This is a genomic window from Hominibacterium faecale, from assembly GCF_020734085.1.
GTDB lineage: Bacteria > Bacillota > Clostridia > Peptostreptococcales > Anaerovoracaceae > Hominibacterium > Hominibacterium faecale.
Genome location: NZ_JAJAGH010000010.1, coordinates 69805 through 88522, shown reverse-complemented (window position 1 = coordinate 88522; position 18718 = coordinate 69805). Strand labels below are relative to the sequence as shown.

At 50.8% G+C, this 18718-nt stretch carries 13 protein-coding genes; all 13 read left to right on the top strand.

The window, feature by feature from the left end; genetic code table 11:
- Nucleotides 1–141 precede the first annotated feature (141 nt).
- The 13 genes from LG211_RS14810 to purD all read left to right on the top strand — a co-directional run bounded on the left by LG211_RS14810 (nucleotide 142) and on the right by purD (nucleotide 18703).
- Complete coding sequence (locus LG211_RS14810; protein ID WP_148397053.1) at nucleotides 142–1548, top strand: carcinine hydrolase/isopenicillin-N N-acyltransferase family protein; 1407 nt, start codon at nucleotides 142–144, stop codon at nucleotides 1546–1548.
- Complete coding sequence (locus tag LG211_RS14805) at nucleotides 1545–3137, top strand: APC family permease (protein ID WP_253020782.1); 1593 nt, start codon at nucleotides 1545–1547, stop codon at nucleotides 3135–3137. Before LG211_RS14810 ends, LG211_RS14805 begins: the two co-directional genes overlap by 4 nt.
- Nucleotides 3130–4272, top strand: a complete 1143-nt coding sequence (locus LG211_RS14800) for a glycerate kinase family protein (protein ID WP_148397051.1) — start codon at nucleotides 3130–3132, stop codon at nucleotides 4270–4272. Before LG211_RS14805 ends, LG211_RS14800 begins: the two co-directional genes overlap by 8 nt.
- Before the next feature lie 646 nt (nucleotides 4273–4918).
- The gene (gene eutH / locus LG211_RS14795) at nucleotides 4919–6058 is read left to right on the top strand and encodes an ethanolamine utilization protein EutH (protein ID WP_465250804.1); all 1140 of its coding nucleotides are present in this window, start codon (nucleotides 4919–4921) and stop codon (nucleotides 6056–6058) included.
- A gap of 298 nt (nucleotides 6059–6356) precedes the next feature.
- Entirely contained in the window at nucleotides 6357–10082 is a 3726-nt protein-coding gene (locus LG211_RS14790; protein ID WP_269477888.1) for a phosphoribosylformylglycinamidine synthase, read from the top strand.
- Nucleotides 10083–10113: 31 nt separating this feature from the next.
- Nucleotides 10114–10626, top strand: a complete 513-nt coding sequence (gene purE, locus LG211_RS14785) for a 5-(carboxyamino)imidazole ribonucleotide mutase (protein WP_269477887.1) — start codon at nucleotides 10114–10116, stop codon at nucleotides 10624–10626.
- 15 nt (nucleotides 10627–10641) lie between these two features.
- Nucleotides 10642–11346 carry a phosphoribosylaminoimidazolesuccinocarboxamide synthase gene (gene purC / locus LG211_RS14780; protein ID WP_148397048.1) on the top strand — a complete coding sequence of 235 codons (705 nt, stop codon included), beginning with the start codon at nucleotides 10642–10644 and terminating at the stop codon, nucleotides 11344–11346.
- Nucleotides 11347–11365: 19 nt separating this feature from the next.
- Nucleotides 11366–12826 (top strand): amidophosphoribosyltransferase, encoded by a 1461-nt coding sequence (gene purF / locus LG211_RS14775; protein ID WP_148397047.1) that lies wholly within the window; start codon nucleotides 11366–11368, stop codon nucleotides 12824–12826.
- The gene (purM, locus tag LG211_RS14770) at nucleotides 12805–13854 is read left to right on the top strand and encodes a phosphoribosylformylglycinamidine cyclo-ligase (protein ID WP_148397046.1); all 1050 of its coding nucleotides are present in this window, start codon (nucleotides 12805–12807) and stop codon (nucleotides 13852–13854) included. Before purF ends, purM begins: the two co-directional genes overlap by 22 nt.
- On the top strand, nucleotides 13855–14448 hold the full coding sequence (gene purN / locus LG211_RS14765; protein WP_148397045.1) for a phosphoribosylglycinamide formyltransferase: 594 nt from the start codon (nucleotides 13855–13857) through the stop codon (nucleotides 14446–14448).
- Nucleotides 14436–15854, top strand: a complete 1419-nt coding sequence (locus LG211_RS14760; RefSeq protein ID WP_148397044.1) for an amidophosphoribosyltransferase — start codon at nucleotides 14436–14438, stop codon at nucleotides 15852–15854. The genes purN and LG211_RS14760 overlap by 13 nt, the downstream gene beginning before the upstream one ends.
- Nucleotides 15855–15859: 5 nt before the next feature.
- Nucleotides 15860–17395: a bifunctional phosphoribosylaminoimidazolecarboxamide formyltransferase/IMP cyclohydrolase gene (gene purH, locus LG211_RS14755; RefSeq protein WP_269477886.1), complete on the top strand. Its 1536-nt coding sequence runs from the start codon at nucleotides 15860–15862 to the stop codon at nucleotides 17393–17395.
- A gap of 15 nt (nucleotides 17396–17410) precedes the next feature.
- Entirely contained in the window at nucleotides 17411–18703 is a 1293-nt protein-coding gene (gene purD / locus LG211_RS14750) for a phosphoribosylamine--glycine ligase (RefSeq protein WP_269477885.1), read from the top strand.
- The last annotated feature ends 15 nt before the right edge of the window (nucleotides 18704–18718 follow it).

Below are 18718 nucleotides of genomic sequence, written 5' to 3'. Positions count from 1 at the left end.
ATGTATAACAAAAAAGCGGCGTTATTTTTAGTCATGTGCCCATTTCTATTTGTTGCCTGGATTTGTATAATGGTTTTAAAATAAGTTCATGGAAAAGCGAGAAGTCCGCAGACAGCGGTTTCTACAAACGGAGGTAAGGAAATGAAAAAGAACGCCGGCACCAGCCGATCATGCTCCACGTTGATCGCGCTTCAAAGTGCCACGAAACAGGGAGATATTATCTTTGGCAAAAACAGCGACCGTCCGGTCAACGAATCTCAGCCATTGGAATATTATCCTCCTGCCGATCATCAGCCGGGCGAAATGGTACAATGCACCTACATCAAAATTCCCCAGGTGGAGCATACCTTTGGATACATCGGTTCCAGGCCATATAACATCTTTGGATTTGAACACGGGATCAATGAGCATGGAGTAATCATCGGCAATGAGGCGGTTACAGGCAGAGAAACTCCCGAACGTCAGTGGGGTCTTATTGGCATGGACATGCTCAGACTGGCTCTGGAGCGGGCCGACAGCGCGGCAAAGGCTGTGGAAATTATCGGCAGGCTGCTGGAAACCTACGGAACAGGTGGAGATCCTTTGATCCGGCCTCAGTATTTCAACGCCAATTATATTATCGCCGACTATGAAGAGGCGTACATCTTCGAATCTTGCCAGCGGATGTGGGCCGCTAAAAAAATCGACCATGTGGGACATATCGGAAATATCTATGCCTTGACGGACGACTACCAGATGATTGGAAGCCAGGTGATTGAAGAGGCATCCAAGAAAGGCTGGTGCAGGAAAGAAGATCGGATCAACATCAGCCAGACTTTTTCCATCTCAGACTGCGACTATGAAGATGGTGAAGCATATTTTCGATATATCCGGCAAGAAGAGCTGATGACGGGCAGAGAGCCGTTTACTGTGAAAATGATGATGAATAATCTGAGGGATCATTACGATCTTTCTTACAGAAAACCCCTTCCATACGACATCGCCACCTCTAAGATGCCGACGATCTGCTGCCATCCGGGAGGCATGAATGGATGCGCGTCAGCGGCAAGCGTGGTCTGCTCATTGGATAAGGATGCTGCCGATCCCTTTAAATTTGTTTATTGGGGAAGTATGGCACCGCCGTGCTGCTCAATCTTTACGCCCAAGTTTAATATCGGATGGATCCCCCAGGAACTGGCGGATGCCGATGGAATGTACAATCCTGACAGCCCTTGGTGGACCTTTACAGAGCTGGAACGGTATATCGCGCTCAGCTACGATGACTTTGCTCCCATGGCAAGAGAAGTCTTTAATCCCATGGAAGAGGAATTCATTCTGCAGGTGGAGAGCGCGAAAAAAGAATTTGATGGCAACAAAGAAAAGCTGAAAGAGCTATCGCAAGAAGCCTTTACGCGAAGTCTGGAATCTGCCAGAGAGCTGACGAAAAAAATTAAAGGCCGGCTGGCGCAGACTAGAATCAACTATCTGATGTTGGATTACTTCCGGGACTCAGCGGCAGGATGCAACATGCCGTATGATCAGAGCTTGATAGAAAGGATAGGAAAATGAGCAGCAATGGATTGAAACAACATAAAGTAGGGGTAATCGGAATTGTTGGGATGATCTATGCCATGACCGCGGCCGGAGCTTACGGAATCGAAGATATGATTTCGGCGTCAGGGCCGGGTATGACAATCATCATGCTTTTGGTGCTCCCCCTTGTATGGGCATTCCCCATCGCACTGGCTTCCTGCGAGCTGGGATCGGCCATTCCCGATGAATGCGGATTTTACAGATGGGTTCAGCGGGCCCTAGGAGAGTTCTGGGGATTTCAGATCGGCTGGCTGAAAAATATCGGCATCTACATTAATGTGGCGGTATTTGTTGTTTTAGCTACGGATTATCTGTCCTCTTACATAGGAATGAACCATTTTCAAAGCTATATCTGCAAGGTGATCATCATTGGAATTTTCACCTGGATAAATTTACGCGGAGTTAAGGATGTGGCCATTGTCAGCTCTATTATTTCCGGGGCGATTCTGGTTGCCTTTGCGGGCATAGCAATTATCGGATTTTTAAATTTTTCTCAAAATCCCTTTGAACCGGTGATTGCCACTGGACAGACGGCTATTGGCAGCATCGGGTCCAGCATTGCGATCGGTATGTGGATGTATGCCGGTTATGAATCCATGTCCAGCCTGGCAGGCGAATTGGAAAATCCTCAGATCATTCCCAAAGCCATTATCATTGCGCTGCCGCTGATTATCGGAACTTATGTGCTGCCCACCATCGCTTCCCTCGGTTCAGTGGGACAGTGGGAAAGCTGGGGTTCTGACGGCGTTTCTTATGTCAACGTAGCGATGCAGTACGCTCCCGCATTCGGTGTGGCCTTTATGCTGGTGGCATTTATTTCAAACATTTCCATGTTCAACGTTTATCTGGCTTCCGGAGCAAGGGGATTTTTCGTAATGGCAGAGGATAACCTGGCTCCCAAAGCATTGACGAAATGCGATAAAAAACACGGTGTTCCTTATGTGGCCATTCTCAGCCTTTCGATTGTTTCGATGGTTTTATGCGCCTTTAACTTTGACATTCTGGTGACGATCGTTGCCCTGTTCAACCTGGGACTCTATTCCTTGATTATGATTTCCCAGATTGTGCTGCGGCGCACAGAGCCGGACCTGCCCAGACGCTATAAGATTCGTCTGGGAAAAGTGGGTACCGATATCTTCTGCGCGATCCCGGTAATCGTAGCTTTCATCGCTCTGTATATCAACGGCGCCGACTATTTTGTCCTGGGGCTGCTGGGGATGATCAGCGGGCCGATCGCCTATATCATCTTTAAGCGGGCCTACGGCGGACTTTATAAAAACGATCCTCAGAAATATCCCATCAACAGCCGCACAAAGCTGGCGGTAGGGGATACGAAGCGATTATCCTTTGCCTTTGGGTTATTGTCCGTGCTGATGATTATCGGGAGATTATTCCTGCCCGGATATGAGGATCCCCAATATTATACGGAGGTTTACGGGCCGGAAACGATCTTTCAAACGTTCATGCTGTTGATTACGGCAGCGGCTGTGATCTGTGCAGCGGCGGCAGTTGTCTTTGGAGTAATGTATAAAAAGCTGGAATTAAAGGAAGGAAAGAATGAATAAAAAGGCTCCGACAAAAGAAAAATATGTAATCATGCCGGATTCCTTTAAGGGAACCATGGATGCCATTGAAGTCTGCCGGATCATGGAAACTTCCATAAAAGCATATGATCCCCAGGCACAGATCATCAGTGTTCCCATCGCCGACGGCGGGGAAGGAACTGTGGATTGTTTTCTTCATGCCTTTGGCGGCGAAAAAAAAGAAGCGCAGGTGACCGGTCCTTTCGGAGAAACTGTGCATGCGTGCTATGGAAGAATTGGAGAAACGGCCGTTGTGGAAATGGCGGCTGTTTCGGGGTTTTCCATTGGAAAAAAGGGAGGAAATAATCCTTCCACAGCCACGACTTATGGGGTTGGCGAGTTAATCAAGGCCGCTGTATCCGGCGGCGCAAAAAAGATTGTTTTGGGACTGGGCGGCAGCTGCACCAACGATGGCGGCGCAGGAATGGCTGCTGCTCTGGGAGTTCGCTTTTATGATGAACAGGGAAATCTTTTTCTTCCGACAGGAGGGACCTTGGACCAAATCAGCCGTATCGAAACTTCTGAGTGCGGCAGGTTTTTGAAAGGGATTCAGATTGAAGCCATGTGCGATATAGAAAATCCTCTCTACGGGCCCAATGGTGCGGCGTATGTCTTTGCGCCGCAGAAGGGCGCGGACCCAGATATGGTAAAGGATTTGGATTTGAATCTGCGTATCTATGCCCAGCGAATTAAGGAATGGACGGGAATCGACGTATCCGAGATCAAGGGAGGAGGAGCGGCCGGAGGAATGGGAGCCGGCGCCTTTGCCTTTCTGGGCGCCGAGCTGAAACAGGGGATCGGCGTAATTTTAGATTTGCTGGACTTTGAAACTACCCTCAGAGATTGCCGGGTTATTTTTACCGGGGAAGGGCAGTTGGACCGGCAGAGCCTGGGAGGCAAGGTGATCGCAGGGATTGCCCGGCGCGCAAAGAAGGCGCAGGTCCCTGTAATTGCAGTCGTGGGAACCGTAAAGGGAGATATATCGCCAATTTACGATTTGGGAGTATCCAATGTGTTTCAGACGGATCCCGGTACATATAAAAATGAAGAGGAACTGAAGCGCAATTGCCGCAAAGACCTGGCCAGGGCCATGATGCAGGCGCTGACCCATGCCTGACGGACCGTTGCTTGTTACTTCCGTGTGATCAGCGCGGCATCGCCTCTCTGCGGCAGGCGGGCTGACAAAATCGGCTAAAAGAAAGAGAGAAACGCTGCCATTACCTTGCAAAAGGTGGATGGCGGCGTTTTTTTTTGCGGCATCCTAATAAGAAGTGTAGAATGATCTGCCGACTATGAAGAAACAGACGACGTTGAATTTGAATGAGCTGGAATGTCAAATACCTTTCTGAAGCCGGAAAAAAACAAAAATATTTTTTGAATTTTACTCATTTTCCAACGATTGAGCCGCCTCAAATCAGTTAGCATGCAACCAAACCCTTCTTTCCCCAACATGAGGCCCGCAACCCCGCAACTTTGCGTAAAAATCACAAAAATCATTTAAAAATTTCCGAATACTCGTTTTGGCCTCGGCAGAGCGCAGATACCAGCTTCATTGGACGCCTATTCCCCACAGCGTAAAAAACACTTAATCTTGCATCGATGCGTCTAGCAGGGTATAATATTTATCCGTTGAATGTGGCGCTGTCCAAGGCGGAAATTAAGAGTTAGCTCAACTATCGATGAAAACAATAATACATTGTTGAACCAATTGTTTCATTGGACAATTTTCGACATCGCCCCCGGCGAAGCTGTTCCAATTCGAAATCACCCTGGGCGAAGCCGTACCAATCCGGCGCTGCCGCAAGACACAAAGAACTAAGGAGGGGACAACAATCGACATTAACCAGATCATTCTATATATCATGGTCTTTTTTGCGCTGCTGGGCGCGGCGGACCGCATTTTCGGCAGCCGGTTCGGGCTGGGAGAAAAATTTGAGGAAGGAATCATGGCCATGGGACCCCTTACCATATCTATGGCAGGACTGCTGGTACTGACGCCGGTTCTCGCCAGATATCTGAGCCCGGTGATCGTTCCAATTTTTCAGAAGATCGGCGCTGATCCGGCCATGTTTGCCGGAATTTTCTTTGCCATCGATATGGGCGGAGCGCCCCTTGCGGCAGAGATGACGGCTGATGCCCAGGCAGCCGCGCTGGGAGGCATTATAACCGGCGCCATGCTGGGTGCCACCATCGTCTTTACCATACCCGTTGCTTTGGGTATCGTCCATAAAGATGATCGGAATATTCTTGCAAAGGGAATCCTGACCGGCTTAATAACAATCCCCCTGGGCGTCTTAGTCGGCGGACTGACAGCGGGATTTCCCATAGAAATGGTAGGAATAAATACCATTCCCATCGCTGTCATTTCTCTAGCTATCGCTTTTGGCATGTGGAAATGGGAGCGTATTTTGATTACGGCTTTTATCTGGCTCGGCAGACTCATCGTCACCGTCAGCATCATCGGCCTTGCGCTGGGTTTGACAGCCCAGCTCACCGGTTTTGAGGTGTTTGAAGGGATGACGCCCCTTTCACAGGTGTTCTTAATTATTGGGAACATCGCCATCTTGCTGGCGGGAGCCTTTCCCCTGGTACATTTAATCACCCGCCTTTTCCAAAAGCCCCTGATTAAAGCCGGAAGGCATCTGGGAATCAACAAGGCTGCCGCTGCTGGTTTTCTGGTCAGTATGGCCAACAGCATACCCATGTTTAACATGCTGAAAGAGATGGATACCAGAGGAAAGGTGATGAATGTGGCCTTCGCTGTTTCCGGGGCCTTTGCCCTGGGCGATCACCTGGGATTTACTGCCGGCTACAGCCCCAATATGATCGTACCCCTATTGGCGGGCAAACTGACAGCAGGCGTGACGGCAGCAGCATTGGCCTTCTTTCTTAACCGGGCCTAGTCCGAAGGTGACGATTGGCCCCAGCGGCGGAACATCTCGACACTGCTGTCCGCTGGCGTCTGACTCAGAAAATTCGAAAAAATCAGCAAATCGCATGGAAACGTAAAATTACGAACGATACGGTTTGATGTAGACAAGAATGTTCGCTATACTTCAAAAAAACTTCTTTTTTTCGCCCATTCTTCATTGAACAAATCCCCTAAAGATGCTAAAATTATTCCGTAAACTAAGCGAAAACTTACAAAAAGGCGAACAATATTTGCCTGTGATACGAAAAATGTACGGAAAGGGCGAAAACATGGTAAGAAGAATATATGTAGAGAAGAAGAAGGGCTTTGACGTAGAGGCGCGCAGCATGCTGGAGGATATTCAGCAGAACCTCCACATAGAAGGACTGACTGGCATCCGGATTTTAAACCGCTATGATGTGGACGGTATAGACGATGCTACCTACCAGAGAACCAGATATACAGTGTTTGCAGAACCAGCCATTGACACTGCTTACGACGAGCAGATGCCGGAGGAGCTGAGTTCTGCTACTTTTTTTTCCGTTGAATACCTGCCGGGGCAGTATGACCAGAGGGCGGATTCAGCGGCGCAGTGCATCAAACTGATCAACGCTGAAGCAGACGCTGTTGTCAAGTTCGCAAGAGTGATCGTGCTGGAGGGCAATGTGCCGCCGCAGCAGCTGAAAGAAATTGAAAACTATTGCGTCAATCCGGTGGATTCTCAGATCGCTGATAACGCCAAACCGGAAACACTGGATATGGAAACCGTGGTGCCGGAGGATGTGAAAATCATCGAAGGATTTATAAATAAGGACGAAGAAGCCCTGGAACAGTTCCGCAGGGAAATGGAATTCGCCATGAGCCCGGACGACCTGCGAGCGATTCAGGAATATTTCAAAAACGAAGAAAAGCGGGACCCGTCCATTACCGAACTGAAGGTTATCGATACCTATTGGTCGGATCACTGCAGACACACCACCTTCAACACAAGCCTGACGGACATCCAATTTGACGAGGGACCATATGGAACCATGGTCAAAAAGGTCTTTGAAGAATACATGGGCATGCGCAGTGAAGTCTACGGCGATCGTGATAAGGACATTTGCCTCATGGACATGGCATGCATGGGGACCAAATATCTGAAAAAACAGGGAATTCTCCACGACCTGGACGAATCGGAAGAGATCAACGCCTGCAGCATCAAAGCAAAGGCGAAGATCAATGGCAAGGAAGAAGACTGGCTGGTCATGTTTAAAAATGAAACCCATAACCATCCGACGGAAATCGAACCCTTCGGCGGCGCGGCCACATGTCTGGGCGGCGCCATCCGCGACCCGCTTTCAGGCAGAGTCTATGTTTACCAGGCTATGCGTGTAACCGGCGCGGCCGATCCCAGACGACCGGTGTCAGAAACGATTCCGGGAAAACTGCCGCAGAGAAAGATCACCCAGGGCGCGGCTTCCGGCTATAGCTCTTACGGAAACCAAATCGGACTTGCTACCGGCCTTGTGGATGAACTATATGATGAAGATTATGCGGCAAAGCGGATGGAAATCGGAGCTGTCATCGGCGCAGCTCCGGCGGACCACGTCATTCGTAAAGTTCCTCAGCCGGGCGATGTGATCGTCCTCGTGGGCGGCCGCACAGGAAGAGACGGCTGCGGCGGGGCCACCGGCTCATCCAAAGAGCATACGGAAGAATCTATTCTCGAATGCGGAGCGGAAGTACAAAAAGGAAATCCGCCGGTAGAACGAAACATCCAGAGAATGTTCCGCAGAAAAGAAGTTGCCACATTGATCAAGCGCTGCAACGATTTCGGTGCCGGAGGCGTATCGGTGGCCATCGGCGAACTGGCCGAGGGACTGGACATCAACTTGGATCTGGTGCCGAAAAAATATGAAGGACTGGATGGAACCGAGCTGGCCATTTCCGAATCACAGGAACGAATGGCCGTTGTCATTGAAAAGGAAAAAGAAGAAGAATTTATCGCCTACGCCCATGAAGAAAACCTGGAAGCGACAACCGTAGCCAGAGTAACGGACGAAGGCCGCGTAAGAATGTACTGGAGAGACAAGTGCATTCTCAACCTTTCCAGAGCCTTCCTGGACACCAACGGCGCAAAACAGAAAGCAGCCGTAGAAGTCAAAGGCGGCTTTGACATCAAGCAGCTGACCCAGACCCTTTCACCGGAAGAAGCGCTGAAGGACCTGAACTGCTGCAGCAAGAAGGGTCTGATCGAGCGGTTTGACAGCACCATCGGAGCTTCGACCGTGCTGATGCCGCTGGGCGGAAAATATCAGCTTTCACCGGCGCAGGGCATGGCGGCCAAGCTGCCGGTAACAGAAGGCGAGACCACCACCGCCACCCTCATGACCTACGGTTTCAACCCTAAGATCGCCAAGGCCAGCCCATTCCACGGGGCCATGTACGCGGTGATCGACTCCGTAACCAAGATGGTTGCCATGGGAGCGGATTATAAGACGATCCGTTTGACCTTCCAGGAATACTTCGAAAAGCTGGGACAAGACCCCAAACGCTGGGGCAAACCAATGGCCGCCCTTTTGGGCGCGCTGCGGGTGCAGAAGGAACTGTCCATCCCGTCCATCGGCGGCAAGGACAGCATGTCGGGAACCTTTATGGACATCAATGTTCCGCCGACGCTGGTTTCCTTTGCCGTAGCAGTTCTGGACGCAGAGCAGGTGGTATCCACCGAGCTTAAAAAAGCCGGAAGCAGACTGGTTTATCTGCCGTCTGTTAAGGATGAGGAAGGAATCCTGGATTTTGAAGCGTATCGCAAGACCATGGATAAAGTGAGAAGCCTGACCGCGGCAGGCAAAGTGCTGGCAGCTTCCGCCATCGGCGAAGGCGGCCTGTTCATGAGTCTGGTCAAGATGGCCGTAGGAAATAAGATCGGCGTATCGGCTCCGGATACGGAAAACACTGGCCTCGATTACGGCGGACTGGTTCTGGAGCTGGATGCCGGCGAGCAGCTGGATGACCTTTTGGCAGGCGTAAGATACGAAGAAATTGGAAAAACTATGGAAGAGCCTCGAATTGAAATGAAGGGTATTTCCATGAATCTGGATGATATTATCAAAGAGTGGGAACAGCCGCTGGAAAGCATTTTCCCGGTTAGAACAAAAGATAACGGCCAGGAAACCGTGGAGACACTTTCCTGGACAGAGCGCAATACCAAGGCTCCGGCCATCAAGATCGCCAAGCCCCGCGTATTGATTCCAGCCTTCCCGGGAACCAACTGCGAAATGGATTCCAAGCGAGCCTTTGAGCGGGCAGGCGCCCAGGCGGATATCCACATCATCCGCAATATGACCCAGAGCCAGCTGATCGACTCCATCCAGGAATTGGAGCGCAAGATTAAAGAAAGCCATATCATCATGATCCCGGGCGGCTTCAGCGGCGGCGACGAGCCCGACGGCTCGGCCAAATTCATCACCGCCGTGTTCCGCAATCCGCGGATCAAGGAGGCGGTTACCGATCTGCTGGAGAACAGAGACGGCTTGATGCTGGGAATCTGCAACGGTTTCCAGGCGCTGATCAAGCTGGGACTGGTACCTCAGGGAAAAATCGTCGATCCGGATGAAAACAGCCCGACCCTGACCTACAATAAGATCGGACGGCATGAATCCTGCCTGGTGCGTACCAGAGTGGCTTCCGTCAAATCGCCCTGGCTGGCGGGAGCGGAAGTGGGCGACATTCACACCATTCCCGTATCCCACGGAGAAGGAAGATTTATCGCCGGGGAGGAAACCCTCCGGGCCATGATCGCCGGCGGACAGGTCGCCACCCAGTATGTGGACTTTGACGGAAACCCGTCCATGGATATCGCCTTTAACCCCAACTTCTCCAACATGGCCATCGAGGGAATCACTTCCCCGGACGGCAGAGTACTGGGCAAGATGGGACACTCAGAGCGAATCGGACCGTTTGTTTATAAAAACGTAGACGGAGCAAAAGATCAGAAGATCTTTGAATCAGGCGTAAACTATTTCAAATAATGGATAAAAGATAAAGCAGGAGGTAACAAAGGTGAAAGTTGCAATTATTATGGGAAGCAAATCAGACTACCCAGTAGTACAAAAAGCAGAAGATATTTTAAAACATTTCAATGTGGAAACAGAAACAAGGATCATTTCGGCTCACAGGACGCCGAGAGTGGCCGAGGAGTTCGCCGCAACCGCGGAAGAAAAGGGCTTTGAAGTCATCATCGCAGCGGCTGGAAAGGCCGCCCATCTGGCGGGCGTGCTGGCGGCGACAACACCGCTGCCCGTGATCGGAATTCCAATGAAATCCAGCACTCTGGACGGACTGGATTCCCTGCTTTCCGTGGTACAGATGCCCAAAGGCGTTCCCGTTGCCACAGTGGCTGTTGACGGAGCGGAAAACGCAGGATTGCTGGCAGTGCAGATCCTCAGCACCAAGTATCCTGAGCTGAGACAGGCCATCAAAGATTACAAAAAGAAGATGGAAGAAGATATCATTAAGCTGGACCAGGAATTTAATGCGCCGCCGGAACAGAAAGTCATTATTTCAGATAAATAAAGGGAGGAAAGACCGATGCAAAAATTAGAACAGCTCTATGAAGGAAAAGCAAAGAAAGTATTCAAAACTGACGACCCCAACTTGTACATCGTAGACTACAAAGACGATGCCACTGCCTTCAACGGCGAAAAGAAAGGCCAGATCGCAGGTAAAGGCGCAGTAAATAACGTGATGAGCAATATCATGTTCCAGCTGCTGGAACAGAAGGGGGTTCCCACCCATTTCGTCGAGCAGCTCAGCGAACGGGAAACCGTAGTAAAAGCAGTAAAAATTCTGCCTCTGGAAGTAATCACCAGAAACGTTTCCGCAGGATCCTTTGCTAAGAGATACGGTGTGGAAGAAGGAATCGTATTCGACAAGCCGACCTTTGAATTTTCCTATAAAAACGACGATCTGGGCGATCCACTCATGTGCGAATCCCATGCCCTTGCCCTGGGACTGGCGACGGAAGAACAGATCGAAACCATTAAAAAATATACGACCATTGTCAACGAAACACTGAAAGAATTCTTCCTGGACAAGGGACTGAAGCTCATCGACTTTAAGATCGAATTCGGACTCTTTGACGGAGACGTGATTCTGGCCGACGAAGTTTCACCGGACACTTGCAGACTGTGGGATGTGAAAACCAACGAAAAAATGGACAAAGACCGTTTCAGAAGAGACCTGGGCAATGTGGAAGAAACCTACCAGGAAGTGCTGAAGAGGGTACAAAAATAAAAATACAGGGGGATTAGGAATGAGAGAAGGTAAAATTGAATATGGATGGGGCCGGGCCGCAGAAGATGAAAAATTTCATGACGCATGCGGCGTTGTAGGCGTATATGCTCCGGGGAAACAAGACATTGCCCGCGGCGTCTATTTCGGACTGCACGCTCTCCAGCACAGGGGACAGGAGAGTGCGGGCATCGCTTCCAACAAGGACGGGAAAATCCAGTACTATAAGGATATGGGCCTTGTTCAGGAGGTCTTTAATGACGAGATCATCGGCCGGCTCCAGGGGGATATTGCCATCGGCCATGTGCGCTATTCAACGGCGGGGGAAAGCCACGCTGTCAACGCCATGCCACTGGTAGTCTATTACCGTGGCGGAGCCATCGCGCTGGCCCATAACGGAAATTTGGTGAACGCCCATATCCTGCGCAGACAGATGCAGGAAAACGGCGTCATTTTTCAGACCGGTATTGATTCAGAAGTGATCGCGGCCCTCATTGCCAAGCATGTGAACCAGCACACCATTGAAGAGGCCATTACCAAAACCCTGGACGTGATCCGGGGCGCTTATGCGCTGGTGATTACCGTGGGCGGCAAACTGATCGGCGTACGGGATCCCGGCGGGATTCGTCCGCTCTGTATCGGAAGAAATGATGAAGGCTTTGTCCTCGCATCGGAAAGCTGTGTTTTTCCAGTGATGGGAGCAGAGTTCCTTCGGGATGTGGAGCCGGGAGAAATGATCGTAATTGAAGATGGGGAGCTGAAATCCTTAGACTATACCCAAAAGAAAAGACGGGCTTCATGCGCGTTTGAGTATGTTTATTTCTCAAGACCGGACAGCAAGCTGGACGGAGTCGGCGTATATACGGCACGCAGCGAATGCGGAAGGATTCTGGCAAGAGAATGCCCGGCAGCCGCGGACATGGTCATATCCGTTCCCGACTCGGGGACAGTGGCGGCGATCGGCTATGCGGAGGAATCGGGAATTCCTTACGGTGAAGGGCTGATTAAGAACCGCTATGTGGGCAGGACCTTCATTCAGCCGGATCAGCGGATGCGGGAGCTGTCGGTAAAACTCAAGCTGAATGTGCTCAAGGGCAATGTGGAAGGAAAGCGGATTATCATGGTGGACGATTCGGTGGTGCGGGGCACGACCAGCGGCAAGATTGTTCAAATGTTGAAAGACGCAGGGGCCAGAGAGGTCCACTTGCGGGTGGCGTCCCCTCCGGTTACAGACCCATGCTTTTTTGGAATCGATACCCCGGACAAAAGTAAACTAGTTGCAGCAGCCCATTCTGTCGACGAAATCCGCGAGATGATCGGAGCGGATTCGCTGGGCTACCTCAGTGTGGAAGGCATGCTGAAAGCCATTGGAATGGGCAATGATAAAACGTGTACGGCCTGCTTTACGGGTGATTATCCCATGGAGCTGCCGGAACTGGACATGGAACGGGAGGATGAACCATGGATGATAGGAAAAAACTGACCTACAAGGATGCAGGTGTAGATACAAAAGAAGGCGAGCGTGCAGTATCCCTGATGAAAGATCATGTAAAACAGACCTTTAATGAGAATGTGCTCACAGGTCTGGGCAGCTTCGGCAGCCTTTTTCAGATCGATGTGGCCACGATGAAACAGCCGGTCCTGGTATCCGGTACCGATGGGGTGGGAACCAAGCTGAAGATCGCTTTCTTAATGGACAAGCATGACACCGTGGGAATCGACTGTGTGGCTATGTGCGTCAACGATGTGCTGTGCCAGGGAGCCAAACCCCTCTTTTTCCTGGACTATATTGCCACAGGAAAAGTGAAGGCAGAGAAAATTGCCGATATTGTCAAGGGCATTGCCGAAGGCTGCAGACAGGCCGGCAGCGCTCTGGTGGGCGGAGAAACCGCGGAGATGCCCGATTTTTACGGAGAAGGGGAATACGATATGGCGGGATTTTCCGTCGGCATGGCAGATAAAGAAAAGATCATTACCGGCAAAAAGGTGGATGAAGGAAATGTGATCGTCGGCATCGCTTCCAGCGGAATCCACAGCAATGGCTATTCTCTGGTGAGAAAAGTATTCTTTGACAAGATGGGCATGGATGTTAAGGACCACGTGGAAGAACTGGGCATGAGCCTGGGAGAAGCGCTGCTGACTCCCACCAAGATCTATGCGGCCGCTTGCAATGCGGTCATTCCCAAATTCGATGTCAAAGGAATTGTCCACATTACTGGCGGCGGTTTTTTCGAAAACATTCCCAGGATTCTGCCAGAAGGACTGGCGGCTAAAATCAAGATTGGTACATGGGAGGTACCGCCGATTTTCCCATATATCAAGAAGTGCGGCAACATCGACAAGATCGAAATGTTTTCCACCTTCAACATGGGCGTAGGAATGATGATGATCGTAGATGCTAAGGACGCCGATGCAGTAGTAAAGGCGCTGCGCGCAGCGGGCGAGACTGCGGACATCATCGGCCAGGTGGTTAAAACCGATGACGATCAAGTAATATTGGAGGACAAATAGATGGTCAATATTTCCGTACTGGTTTCCGGCGGAGGCACCAATCTGCAGGCCCTCATCGATAAAATTCAGGCCGGCGAACTGGAAGGGGCCAGGATCGTTCAGGTGATTGCCAGCAGAGAAGACGCCTACGCCCTGGAGCGGGCGGCCAAAGCCGGAATCAAGGGAAAAGTGGTCAAGGAAACTGGACGGCTGCTTTCAGAGCTTGCTTCCGAAAACACCGACCTGATCGTGCTGGCCGGTTATATGAAGGTGCTGGAGCCGGCGGTGATCGACGCTTACCGAAAACGGATCGTCAACATCCATCCGTCCCTGATCCCAAAATACTGCGGCAAGGGTTTTTATGGCAAGCGTGTGCATCAGGCTGTCATCGACGGCAAAGAGAAGGTTTCCGGCGCTACCGTACATTTTGTGGACGAAGGAGTGGACACGGGAGAGATCATTTTGCAAAGAGAAGTCCCCGTCGAGCCCGGCGACACGGCGGATACCCTGGCTGCGAGAGTTTTAAAAACGGAACATGTAATTTTAGCGGAAGGAATTAAGAAAGTTATGGCAGAACTGCCAGAAAAAGAAGGAGGCAAGAAATGGGCGGAGTAATTGGGTTTGTTTCCAAACAGGACTGCGTGATGGACCTGTTTTTCGGGACAGATTACCACTCTCACTTAGGAACAAAGAACGGCGGCATGTGCGTCCTGCAAGAGGACGGGTTTAACCGCTCCATTCATAATATACAGAACTCACCGTTTCGAAGCAAATTTGAGAGCGATATCGAAGAGATGAAGGGGAATATGGGCATCGGCGCTATCAGCGATGGCGATCCACAGCCGCTGACCGTCTGCAGCAGACAGGGCGACTATGCCATTACCACAGTTGGGCGTATTAATAACAAAGAGGCCATTGTAAAAGAACTGCTGAAGGATCGGCCGACTCAATTTATGTCCATGAGCGGCGGTACGATTAATAATACGGAGCTGGTAGCAGCCCTGGTTTCCACCGGACGAGATATCGTCGATGGAATCCGTATCGCCCAGGCAAAGATCGACGGCTCCCTGACCATGCTGATTTTGACCAAAGAGGGCCTTTACGCGGCAAGAGATAAATACGGAAGAACGCCGCTGATCATCGGCAAAAAGGACGGAGCTTACTCCGCCGCATCCGAATCCTTTGCCTTTATCAATGTGGGATACAAATACCAGAGGGAGCTGGGACCGGCGGAAATCGCCTTTCTGACAGCGGATAGCGAAAAGACCGTCAGCGAGCCCCAGGAGGGAATGCGGATCTGCGCATTCATGTGGACCTATTTCGGATACACCACATCTATTTACGAAGGCAGGAATGTAGAGCTGATGAGAAACCGCAACGGCGAACTGCTGGCTCAGAGGGACGGCGATCTGGATGTGGATTATGTTGCCGGCGTTCCCGACAGCGGCATTGCTCATGCCTTAGGCTACGCCAACCAATCACGGGTTCCCTATGCCAGACCCCTGATTAAGTACACGCCCACCTGGCCCCGCAGCTTTATGCCCCAGAACCAGAAGGCGCGTAACTTGATCGCCAAAATGAAGCTGGTACCTGTATTCCAGATTATTCGCGACAAAAAGTTCGTGTTGGTTGACGACTCCATCGTCCGGGGAACGCAGCTTTCCGAAACCGTTTCTTATCTGATTGATAACGGGGCCAAAGAAATTCATGTCAGGTCCGCCTGCCCGCCGATCATGTACGGCTGTAAGTTTCTCAATTTCTCCCGGTCCGTCAGCGATCTGGAACTGATCACCAGACGCGTTATCCGGGATTTGGAAGGCATCAAAGGCGACGAGATTTCAGAGGAACTTTTGGCAGAGTACGCGGACAGCAATACGGATAAGCACGAGGCCATGGTCGAGGAGATTCGCAAACGGCTGAAATTCGACAGCCTGAAATTTCAGAACCTGGAGGATACCATTGAGGCCATCGGCGTGGACAGCTGCAACCTTTGTACTTACTGTTGGAATGGAAAGGAATAGGAAAAATGAGAGCATTACTGAGTGTTTCAGATAAAAGCGGAATTGTAGAATTCGCACAGGAACTTGAACAGCTGGGCGTTGAAATTATTTCCACCGGGGGGACCCACAAGCGGCTCTCCGATAATGGCGTGAAGGTCATGGGCATTTCGGAAGTCACCGGATTTCCCGAATGTCTGGATGGAAGAGTCAAAACCCTTCACCCTGCCGTGCACGGGGGAATTCTGGCCATGCGTGATAAGCCGGAGCATATGAAGCAGCTGGCTGATTTGAACATTGAAACCATCGATATCGTGGCCATCAATTTATATCCTTTCAAGGAAACGATTTTAAAGCCGGGGGTAACGCTTCCGGAAGCCATTGAAAATATCGACATCGGCGGACCGACCATGCTCCGTTCGGCGGCGAAAAACCACAAGGATGTGGTGGTTGTCTGCGACCCTGGCGACTATGCAAAAGTAATCGAAGAGCTGAAAGAAAACAAGGCGGTTTCCTACGATACCAAATACAGGCTGGCGCTGAAGGTGTTCCAGCATACGGCTGCCTATGACGCCATGATTTCCGACTATCTGAGAAAGGAGATCGACGGTGAGCTGCCGGATAACCTGACTCTGACTTTTGAAAAAGTCCAGGAGCTTCGTTACGGAGAAAACCCCCATCAGAAGGCTTCTTATTATAAAGAGATCAAGCCGGCTGAAGGCAGTCTGGTTATGGCGCAGCAGCTCCACGGAAAAGAGCTTTCCTTCAATAATATCAATGACACCAACGGAGCACTGGCAGCGCTGAAAGAGTTCACAGAGCCTACGGTGGTAGCCGTAAAACACGCCAACCCGTGCGGCGTTGGAACAGGATTTGATATTTTGAGCGCTTATAAAAAAGCATATGCGTGCGATCCGACCTCCATCTTCGGAGGCATCGTAGCAGCCAATCGGGCCATCGACGGGCCGACGGCTGAGGAAATCAATAAAATCTTTATCGAGATTGTCATTGCCCCGGACTTTACTGAGGAAGCGATGACTGTTCTGACCCAGAAAAAGAACATCCGTCTGCTCAAGCTGGAGGGCATCGACAAGAAAGGTCCTGCAGGAGAGATCGATATTAAGAAAGTCAGCGGCGGCCTCCTGGTGCAGGGAACCGACGATGTGCTCTTTGATGAAGCGGAATTAAAGGTTGTGACCGACCGTATTCCGACGGATAAGGAAATGGAGGACATGCGGCTGGCCATGAAAGTGGTGAAGCATATCAAATCCAACGGCATCGTCATTGCCAAAGACCAGGCCACCCTCGGTATCGGGCCTGGCCAGGTGAACCGCATTTGGGCGGTGGAGAATGCCATTCGTCAGGCGAACGCTCCGCTGCAGGGCGCAGTGCTGGCATCGGATGCCTTCTTCCCCTTTGATGACTGTGTAACCGCAGCAGCAAAAGCCGGGATCACAGCCATTATTCAGCCGGGCGGCTCCATGCGGGATCAGGAATCCATCGATAAAGCCAATGAGCTGGGAATCGCCATGGTATTTTGCGGAGTCCGTCATTTCAAACATTAATTGCAGGAGAGGAATATGAGAGTACTGGTAGTGGGCGGAGGCGGCAGAGAACACGCTATTGTGTGGAAGCTGGCCCAAAGCCCGAAAGTTGATAAAATTTATTGTGCCCCCGGCAACGCGGGCATTGCCCTGGACGCAGAATGCGTGCCTATTAAGGCTGAAGATATAGAAGGCATATGCGCCTTTGCCAAAGAAAATCAGGTGGACCTGGCCGTAATCGGACCGGAAGTTCCGCTGGCAATGGGGATTGTGGACGAACTGGAGAAAACCGGAATCACCGCCTTTGGCCCCAACAAAAAATGCTCCCAGTTGGAAGCCAGCAAGGCCTTTACCAAAAGCTTTTTGGAGCGGCACCAGATTCCCACGGCCGGATATAAAGAATTCACAGACAAGCAGGAGCTTTTAGAGGCGGCAGGCTTGTTCGGCTACCCGATGGTTTTGAAAGCCGACGGTCTGGCTGCTGGCAAAGGTGTTGTGATTGCGGAAAACGAAGAAGATGCGAAAAAAGCCATTGAAGAGATGATGGGCGACCGGGTTTTCGGCAGCGCCGGTGATAAAGTGGTGGTAGAAGAATTTCTGACCGGTGTGGAAGCTTCCATGCTGTGCTTTGTTGATGAACATACCATCGTCCCCATGGAGTCAGCTCAGGATTACAAACGGATTTACGACGGTGATCAGGGACCTAATACGGGTGGAATGGGAACCTATTCTCCAAGTCTGGTGTTTGATAATGCGCTGGAAGAGCAGATTCGTGAGGAGATTCTGATTCCAACCCTCAAAGGCTTTCAGTCGGACGGGCTTGATTTTAAAGGCGTGCTGTTCATCGGTCTGATGATCTCCAAGGACGGCCCCAAGGTGATTGAATTCAACAATCGTTTCGGCGATCCAGAGGCTCAGTCGGTTCTGGCCAGACTGGACAGCGATCTGCTGGACATCTTCCTGGCTGTGACGGAAAACCGGCTGGCCGACGTAGAGATAACGTGGAGCGATAAGAAAGCAGTCTGCGTTGTTCTGGCTTCCGGAGGTTATCCGGGAAGCTACGAAAAAGGAAAGGAAATTACGGGACTGGAAAAAGTGGATAGTGACGTGGTTGTATTTCATGCAGGAACGGCTTCCGAACATATCTGTGATGAACAGTCCTGCCGCAGCGCGGTGGTGACTTCCGGCGGCAGAGTCTTGGGCGTCACTGCCATAGGTGATACCCATGAGCAGGCCAGGGAAAAAGCTTTTGATAATGTAAAACGAATCTCCTTTGATGGAATGCAGTACAGAAATGATATTGGAATAATCAACTCAAATCTGTTATAATAGAAAAAATAAATC

Bases quoted from the DNA above. Each gene is read 5' to 3' on its own strand.
- LG211_RS14805 (WP_253020782.1), top strand. From the start codon at position 1,545: ATGAGCAGCAATGGATTGAAACAACATAAAGTAGGGGTAATCGGAATT.
- purM (WP_148397046.1), top strand. From the start codon at position 12,805: ATGGATGATAGGAAAAAACTGACCTACAAGGATGCAGGTGTAGATACA.
- purH (WP_269477886.1), top strand. From the start codon at position 15,860: ATGAGAGCATTACTGAGTGTTTCAGATAAAAGCGGAATTGTAGAATTC.
- purF (WP_148397047.1), top strand. From the start codon at position 11,366: ATGAGAGAAGGTAAAATTGAATATGGATGGGGCCGGGCCGCAGAAGAT.
- LG211_RS14800 (WP_148397051.1), top strand. From the start codon at position 3,130: ATGAATAAAAAGGCTCCGACAAAAGAAAAATATGTAATCATGCCGGAT.
- purD (WP_269477885.1), top strand. From the start codon at position 17,411: ATGAGAGTACTGGTAGTGGGCGGAGGCGGCAGAGAACACGCTATTGTG.
- LG211_RS14760 (WP_148397044.1), top strand. From the start codon at position 14,436: ATGGGCGGAGTAATTGGGTTTGTTTCCAAACAGGACTGCGTGATGGAC.
- LG211_RS14810 (WP_148397053.1), top strand. From the start codon at position 142: ATGAAAAAGAACGCCGGCACCAGCCGATCATGCTCCACGTTGATCGCG.
- LG211_RS14790 (WP_269477888.1), top strand. From the start codon at position 6,357: ATGGTAAGAAGAATATATGTAGAGAAGAAGAAGGGCTTTGACGTAGAG.
- purC (WP_148397048.1), top strand. From the start codon at position 10,642: ATGCAAAAATTAGAACAGCTCTATGAAGGAAAAGCAAAGAAAGTATTC.
- purN (WP_148397045.1), top strand. From the start codon at position 13,855: ATGGTCAATATTTCCGTACTGGTTTCCGGCGGAGGCACCAATCTGCAG.